Source organism: Caballeronia sp. (genome assembly GCF_028292365.1).
GTDB lineage: Bacteria > Pseudomonadota > Gammaproteobacteria > Burkholderiales > Burkholderiaceae > Caballeronia.
The window spans coordinates 1-7274 of the sequence record NZ_JAQGMM010000648.1 but is presented as its reverse complement, the minus strand read 5'-3'; the positions used below and the strand labels follow the sequence as shown (position 1 = coordinate 7274).

The 7274-nt window shown below is 59.3% G+C and carries 7 protein-coding genes; 2 read left to right on the top strand and 5 right to left on the bottom strand.

What is annotated here, in order from left to right; translation table 11 throughout:
• Positions 1-1461 (top strand): methyl-accepting chemotaxis protein (locus JWR14_RS37470; RefSeq protein WP_299719703.1); only part of this gene is annotated, 1461 nt, incomplete at its 5' end.
• Positions 1462-1529: 68 nt separating this feature from the next.
• Here the strand turns inward: JWR14_RS37470 and JWR14_RS37465 are convergent.
• The 3 genes from JWR14_RS37465 to JWR14_RS37455 form a co-directional block, all read right to left on the bottom strand.
• Entirely contained in the window at positions 1530-1970 is a 441-nt protein-coding gene (locus tag JWR14_RS37465; protein WP_299719701.1) for a nuclear transport factor 2 family protein, read from the bottom strand.
• Between the two features lie 162 nt (positions 1971-2132).
• A complete protein-coding gene (locus JWR14_RS37460; protein WP_299719698.1) occupies positions 2133-2744 on the bottom strand; it encodes a cation diffusion facilitator family transporter in 612 nt (203 codons plus the stop codon).
• A 675-nt stretch (positions 2745-3419) separates the two neighbouring features.
• Positions 3420-4241: an SDR family oxidoreductase gene (locus tag JWR14_RS37455; RefSeq protein WP_299719696.1), complete on the bottom strand. Its 822-nt coding sequence runs from the start codon at positions 4239-4241 to the stop codon at positions 3420-3422.
• A gap of 115 nt (positions 4242-4356) precedes the next feature.
• Between JWR14_RS37455 and JWR14_RS37450 the strand changes: the two genes are divergently transcribed.
• On the top strand, positions 4357-5271 hold the full coding sequence (locus JWR14_RS37450) for a LysR family transcriptional regulator (protein ID WP_299719695.1): 915 nt from the start codon (positions 4357-4359) through the stop codon (positions 5269-5271).
• 245 nt (positions 5272-5516) lie between these two features.
• On the opposite strand, the gene JWR14_RS37445 is transcribed toward JWR14_RS37450, so the two are convergent.
• Both JWR14_RS37445 and JWR14_RS37440 read right to left on the bottom strand, forming a co-directional pair.
• The gene (locus JWR14_RS37445; RefSeq protein WP_299719694.1) at positions 5517-6044 is read right to left on the bottom strand and encodes a hypothetical protein; all 528 of its coding nucleotides are present in this window, start codon (positions 6042-6044) and stop codon (positions 5517-5519) included.
• Between the two features lie 723 nt (positions 6045-6767).
• Positions 6768-7274, bottom strand: a 507-nt coding sequence (locus JWR14_RS37440; protein ID WP_299719691.1) for a substrate binding domain-containing protein, incomplete at its 5' end; no start/stop codon positions are given.

Genomic DNA, 7274 nt, shown 5'->3' with positions numbered 1-7274 from the left:
ACTCACGACGACGTCGGTAACCTGTCGAACATCGCGATCAAGCAAGTCAACGAGGTCAATGAAACCACCCAACGATTGATGGACGCACGGATCAACCTGTCGCGTGCCGGCACCCGCATGGCGCGCGGCGGCACCGAGCCGGTCGACATTGTCCAGCATGCACGCGAGCAGTTGGCGCAGGCGGACAAGTCGTTTGCTGCCTTCGTCAACGCACCCAAAACCGGCGATGAAAATAAGGCACGCACGGCCGCATTGCAGGAAAAGTACCAGGCGTATCACGGTGCGCTGAGTGAATTGACCCAGTACCTCGACGCCAACAATCTCCAGGCGTTCCTCGATCAGCCGACCCAAGGGTTCCAGGACCGCTACCTCACCGAGCAACAAAACTTCGCACGGTTCGGCGACGCCGCGAGCCAGTCGTATCTTGATTCCATCGATGCACGGCTTGGTCTTTTCCGCGGCGTTGGTCTGGCGATTTTCGTGCTGCTCGCAGCGGGTGTCGCGTTCGTACACGTCGCGTTGCGCCGTGGCGTTGTGGCGCCGCTCGAAGAAGCCGGCCGTCACTTCGAACGAATCGCCGAAGGCAAGCTCGACGAGCATATTGCCGATCGCGGTACCAACGAAATTGGCCGTTTGTTCGCCGGTCTCGCATCGATGCAGGCAAGCGTCGCGCACACGGTAAAGACGGTGCGCGAGTCGTCGGACTCGATCAATCTTGGCGCCGATGAAATCGCCACCGGCAATGCGGATCTGTCTGCACGTACCGAGAATCAGGCCGCATCGCTGGAAGAGACTGCATCGAGCATGGAGGAGTTGACCGCGACCGTGCGCCAGAACGCCGAGCATGCCCGCGACGCGAACAGCCTTGCCGGCGACGCGCTGACTGCGACATCACGAGGTACGGGCGTGGTCGATCAGGTGGTCGAGAAAATGACCAGCATCGCCAGGAGCTCGGACAAGATTGCTGAGATCATTTCGGTGATTGACGGCATTGCGTTCCAGACCAATATTCTTGCGTTGAATGCGGCCGTTGAGGCGGCGCGTGCGGGCGAGCAGGGTCGCGGATTCGCGGTCGTGGCGAGCGAGGTGCGCGGGCTTGCTCAACGCAGCGCGCAATCGGCCAAGGAGATCAAGGAGCTGATTGGTGAATCGGTCTCGCAAGTGAACGATGGGTCAGCGCTCGCGGAACGTGCCGGTCAGGCAATGCGCGAGGTATCGACGTCAATCTCGCGCCTCACGCAAATGATGGCCGAGATCAGCGCCTCGTCGCTTGAGCAAAGCACGGGCATCGAGCAGGTCAATCAGGCTGTTGTGCAGATGGATGAAATGACGCAACAGAACGCGGCGCTGGTGGAGCAGGCGGCGTCGGCCGCTGCGTCGCTGCATGAGCAGACGCGTCACTTGAAGGCCGCGGTATCGGTATTCAAGATTCCGGACGAGGGACGGGTAACGCGGTACTAAGGGCTGAAGCCGGTGAAAGGGCGCTTGGACTTCTGGCGCCCTCGCGGCGTTTAAGATCTGCAAATTGTCTAAGCAGTATGTAGCCTCGGCGTGCCCATCTTGAACCATGCCTTGGCTATTTTTCCATTCTCGACTTCGTAGATAGCGACGACATCGATCTCGCCGGGGCCGTCCGGAAAGGTGCGAGTGACGCGCTCCTGATCGACTACCAGGTTGCCAACTGATATCCGCTTGACGAGCTCGCCGTGAAGATTGGTTTCGCTGAACCGGGCGACATGCCGTTCGCGGATCGCGCTTGCGCCGGCGGCCAGCAAGCGTGATGGAAACTCATAGTACTCACAGTCGTGGGCCCACCACTGCATGAAGTCTTCTATATTCCGGGCGTTGTAAGCCTCGAGTTGTTTTTGCACGGGGAATTCGACGTCGCTCAATCCGCTTCCGTTCATTTCGTTATTTTCCTTTTGACTGGTAAACGATCCTGATTCATTCCCGATTGCGAGCGTCATCATGAGCGTGCACGCCGGGTGTCAGCGGGGAGTATTGCAGCAGAGTATGGCGGCGGTCTATAGCGGGTGGCGAGCGCCGCCTTGGAGGCACCCGGCCAGGTATGCCGAGGGGTTCATGCTTCATTGCCCGCACGCGCTCGCTGCAAGAACAAGTAACCCGCGGCCTTATTGCCCGGCGGTCTCGCTGGCGGGTCGAGCGAATGATTCTTTGAAGGCTTTCCAGCCGAGGTTGAAGCCCATCCGCGCAATCATGATGCCGATAACGGCAGCGGCCAGCCGATCCGATATCGCCAGGCCGGCCATGCTGCCCAGAATGCCGACTGCCGCTATCAGCGCCGAGATTGCGTCCGAGCGTGCGTGCCAGGCGCTTGCAACGAGGATGGTGGAACGGGTGCGTTTAGCGACCGACATGATGTACCGAAACAGCGCCTCTTTCGCCACGATCACAAACAACGCGACGGCTAGCGCGCTCGCGTGAACGCCGGAAGTAGTCGCTGCATTGGCCGCGTGTCCGAGACTGCTCCAGAGGGTCTCCATTCCCGTTGCGATCAAGAGGAAGGAGATCAGTAGTGATCCTATGGTTTCGTATCGATCGTATTGATCGTTGTCGTTCCGCTGCGCTGCCGTGGCGCTGAGGCGCAAGACCGCCAGGACCATCCCGTCCGCTGCCAGATCAGCAAGCGTATGAACACCGTCGGCCAGCAAACCGTCCGAGTAAGCGAGCCAGCCGACAGCAATCTGCATGGTCATCAAGGCTGCGTTTAACAGAACGCTCACCTGGGCCGCCTTGAAGGCTGCATCGTTGTTCTCGCGGCCGTGCTCGGACGTCGACGACATCGTGGAGGGGAATTTTTAGTGTAGGTACAGCACCGTAACCGCCCTACGTGGCGAAGATATGACATTGGCCGAGGTAGCGGAGGAGCGCCTTGCCGACGGGCTTGTGACGGGGCGCGGCTGCTGGGGAGCACATGGGGACTTGCGGCAACGCACCGCTGCGCTGCGAACGGGTGAGCGGTTTTGCAGAAGAATCGAACGATCGATCCAGCAGAGGGCGTCGCGCGATGTTCGCCGGATGGGCCTGCCGCCTGGGCTGCAACTGATCCAACCGACGCGGCAGGCCGTCCTGGGGCCCCTTCCGGTAGAGAAGCGCGCAACGCTTGAAAAACGAAAATCCCGCAGGCTCCAGGCGATATGGGGTTTTCTTTCACTGCGCTGACTGTCTTGCTGACTACTTTTGTTGGTGCCAGAAGATGTCTCAAAGAATTTCATCAAACCAATGAAGGCTGACGTTTTGCCGATAACATCGGTGGACCCAATCGCTCCAGCAGTCCGCAATCGGTCGTAGGCCCCGTAGAGACCTGCTGTCCGTTCCAGGACGTCCTGTGACTGAACGGAGCGAGCGCGGCGTGTCGATCCCGTTCACTTGAACGGAGACGGTCATGCAAACCAGAGTCATGCAGACGGGAAACGCGCCCGCATGAAGTCTATGTAATCCTGATCGTCCAGGGTGCGGCGCGCTTTGATAAAACCACGCGCGTCATCGCCGACGAGGTAGCGCAGGCGATCGGTGTCGTCGGTCGCTGCACCGTGGATCACGTGCGCTACCTCTTCCGCGGTGATAGTGCTCGCCGCCGCGAGTTTGGCGAAGGCCTCACCCGTGCGAGCGACGAAACTGTCGTAGTCCTTCAGCGCGTCGCTCGCAGCTGCGCTTTGCGCCGAGCGCTCGTTGAAACGCGTGCTCGTCACGCCGCCGTGCGGGTCAACGAGCTTCACGCCAATGCCTTGTGAGGCCAGTTCATACGACAACGCTTCGGAGAACCCCTCCAGGGCGAACTTGCTCGCGCAGTAAAGCGAGATCATCGGCAGCGTGAAGATGCCGGCTCCCGACCCTACGTTCACGATCACACCGGACTTGCGCGCCCGAAAATGGGGTAGGACCGCGCGAATGACGTTCATCACGCCAAACACGTTGACGTCGAACTGCGTCTGGATGTCCTCCCGCGACAGTGCCTCGAACAACCCGTATTGACCATAGCCAGCGTTGTTGAGCAGCACATCGATCGCACCAAAGCGCGCGATCCCGGCATCGACGGCGTGTTGAATACTATCGACGTCCTGCACATCCAGCTCTTCGACGAGCAGATTGTCCGCTTCGAGTGACGCGTCGGGGCGGCGCATGGTCGCGATGACGTTCCAGTCCTTTGCGGCAAACAATGCTGCGCTCGCCTTGCCGATGCCCGACGACGCGCCGGTAATCAAAATAGTTTTGCTCATGGTTCCGTTTCCTTGACTGTTGAGGGTGACCTGCAGACAAGGTAACGACCGATGATCGATGCGACAATACGCACAACATCGCACGGGTTAATGCAGCTAAGCGAACAATGAAACGATGAATAAAACAGCGTTATCCGAACTGACATCGGTGGCATCCGTCGCGGCACATCGCAGCTTTCGTGGCGCAGCGAAGGAACTCGGCATGTCGCCATCCGCTCTGAGTCACGCGGTCGCCGCGCTCGAACAGCGAATGGGCGTGCGCCTGTTTCATCGCACCACGCGCAGCGTGTCGCTGACCGAAGCCGGCGAGCAGTTTCTCGCGCGCATCAGTCCCGCACTGCGCGAAATTTCCGCGGCGATGGATGAGGCCAATACGCATCGCGCAACGCTGACGGGCACATTGCGCATCAACGCGTCGGAGGGCGCAGCGCTGCGGCTGATGAACCCCGTCGGCTACGAATTCCTGCGGCGTTACCCCGACATGAAGCTCGATGTTGTGACGGATGCCCGGATGGTCGACATCGTCGCGGAAGGTTTTGATGCCGGCGTCCGGCAGATCGGCCACGTGCCGCAAGACATGATCGCCGTGCCCTGCAGTGCCGCGGTGCGCTTCCAGGTGGTGGGCGCGCCGGCGTATTTTGCCGATCGCGTGAGGCCGGCGACGCCCGAAGACTTGCGCGCGCAACAATGCATTCGCGCCCGCCTGCCGGGCGGTGCGCCTTACAAGTGGACGTTCGGGCGGCACGGCAAGCGCGTCGAAATCGACGTGCCAGGCGTACTGACACTCGACAGCCCGCATCTGATACTCGATGCCGTGTTTCACGGCGTCGGCCTTGCATGGATGAGTGAGTGGGCGGTAGCCGAGCACGTTGCCGCCGGCCGACTCGTCAGCGTGCTCGACGACTGGTCCGAGCGTGCACCCGGCCTTTGTTTGTACTACCCCGGGCATCGGCATGTGCCGGCGGGATTGCGCGCATTCATTGATGTGATTCGCGAGTGCGCGGCGGCCGATCCTGACACGCCTGACTGACGTTTTCCAGCGCGTGCACGTTTGCAGATCAGGAGACGCCCGGGCTTGGGTTTCAATAGCCTGACGAGCTTCACGCGTGCGTTCAGCCGCAGCTTCGACATCGCACCAAGCGAGCTGCGGAAATACGCGCCGCTGGTTCAGCCCGAAAGCACAACACAACAGCGCTTCACATAATTAAAAAGAAAAAGCCTTGGATCTGAACTGCACCCCAAGAGGTGTAGCGATTCACAAGCATCCGGTGGCGCCTAACTGTTCGCTTTGGGCGCTGGAGGTACGGGCAGGAGGATCTCCGAAGCGACTTTCCAGTCCTCACCGACTTTTATCCAGTTGATTAGCACTAGAAAGGGCTTTGGCGTTCCATCCTGACCCGCGTAGGAAACCGTGATATTCACTGGCGCATAGGATTGCGCTACGTCCGGCGTCAAGCCGACAACCTTCACCTTCGAGTAATCCGGCTGGAGGACGACAGGGCCGGAGGTGCCAATATCGTGCAGCTTCTGATCGATCGCTTCGTTACCCCAGAAACCTGCCCAGTTCCCTTCGGAGGGAATCGCGCTTTTGGCGACTAGAAGGGCTGAAGGGGATTGCCAGAACATCTCATGCAGAGCCTTGAAATCGTGGCGATTTGCCAGTTGTATAAGCTCGCTGAATTTTGATCGAATCGTGTCCAGGCTCTGAGCGTCAACTGGATCTGTGTAGGCGGCAGGAGCGGCTGCGAGGGATCCTGCTGAGACAGTCAGGGCGACTACACTAGCCAATAACATCTTGTACATGGTCAGTATCCAGTGTGGAATCGATAGCATCGTCTTGGTAACGGAGCGATCTTACACCCGCCTCCTGACGATTGTTTGGCACGCCCGGAAGCAAGCTTGGATTGATGCCGTCGAAATGCGGTTCGAACACTGCGTTGTGGAGTTGCCGCGAAGTCTCCGCCTTTCAGTCGCTAGCCATCACCTCCGTCGGGCAGAGAAATCGATTGGCGTGCCTTAGTCGAACGGCGAAGGCCGCTTGACGGACCAAGCAAGATGGATTCGACCCAAAGCGGGGGTCGCTTTGAGCCTACTATGAGTCTAGTGCGTGTCGCACCATCTCTCGGCCCAGGAGCGTGCGAATCCCAGAGCTTGTGCTTCACTATCAAAGGATCGAAGGTAGCCCGATTTTATGCCGCTCCCTTCTAGCTCGGGAGATGCAGGTCGCGATATAGTTGCTTGTCCTAAGTAACGTCCGGCGGTTTCGGATGCTGAACATTCGACATTGAACGAGTTGTATTTGAATTGCACGAACCCTCCTGCGGATAGGGAAATTTTAGTATGCACCTTTTACGCTACGGCCGTAGAGACTTCAAAAAAACTCGCTCTTCAACGTTTCCCCTTCATCAGCTAAGAAGCTAGCCTGCGTGACGCGGATCGGCTACCCCCGCTCCGGGGCGACTTTCGCTCGGCCTGTCGACAAACGGCCGTGCAGCAGCCGACAACACAACGAACTATCTCGACTCGCTAACTCGTACTCGTCAAAGCGACGATAAAGTCGAGAAATATCCTTGTCTTGGCCGGTACGTGTTGCCGCGATGGATGGTACGCATAGAGCGGGAAGCGCTCATCCGGCCAGTCTGGAAAAAGATTGGTGAGCCGTCCCTCCCGGATCAGGTGCTCGGCTCCGAGAAGAAGCATCTGCGCGACGCCGGAGCCAGCCAGACATGCGTTGAGGAGTGCGCTTGGATCATTCACTGTGAGCCGTCCCTTCGTTTCGACAACCAGCTTTTTGCGCTTGCGATGAAACTCCCACGGATACGGCTTTCCGGTTTCCGGGTTCCGGAATTCGAGGCACCTGTGCACCCCGTGCCCCAGCTCTTGAGGCTCCGTTGGCCACCCCCGGCGAGCGAGGTACGAGGGCGATGCGACAGTGACAATCGCGGTATCAAGGAGCTTGCGCGCAATCAGACTGGATGAGCGAGGTTCGCCAAATCGCAAGGCCAGATCGAAGCCGTCCACGATGAGGTCGCC

What these genes read in the sequence shown, in the direction of transcription:
- JWR14_RS37455 (WP_299719696.1), bottom strand. Translation starts at nt 4,241, where the DNA reads ATGAGCAAAACTATTTTGATTACCGGCGCGTCGTCGGGCATCGGCAAG.
- JWR14_RS37445 (WP_299719694.1), bottom strand. Translation starts at nt 6,044, where the DNA reads ATGTACAAGATGTTATTGGCTAGTGTAGTCGCCCTGACTGTCTCAGCA.
- JWR14_RS37450 (WP_299719695.1), top strand. Translation starts at nt 4,357, where the DNA reads ATGAATAAAACAGCGTTATCCGAACTGACATCGGTGGCATCCGTCGCG.
- JWR14_RS37465 (WP_299719701.1), bottom strand. Translation starts at nt 1,970, where the DNA reads ATGATGACGCTCGCAATCGGGAATGAATCAGGATCGTTTACCAGTCAA.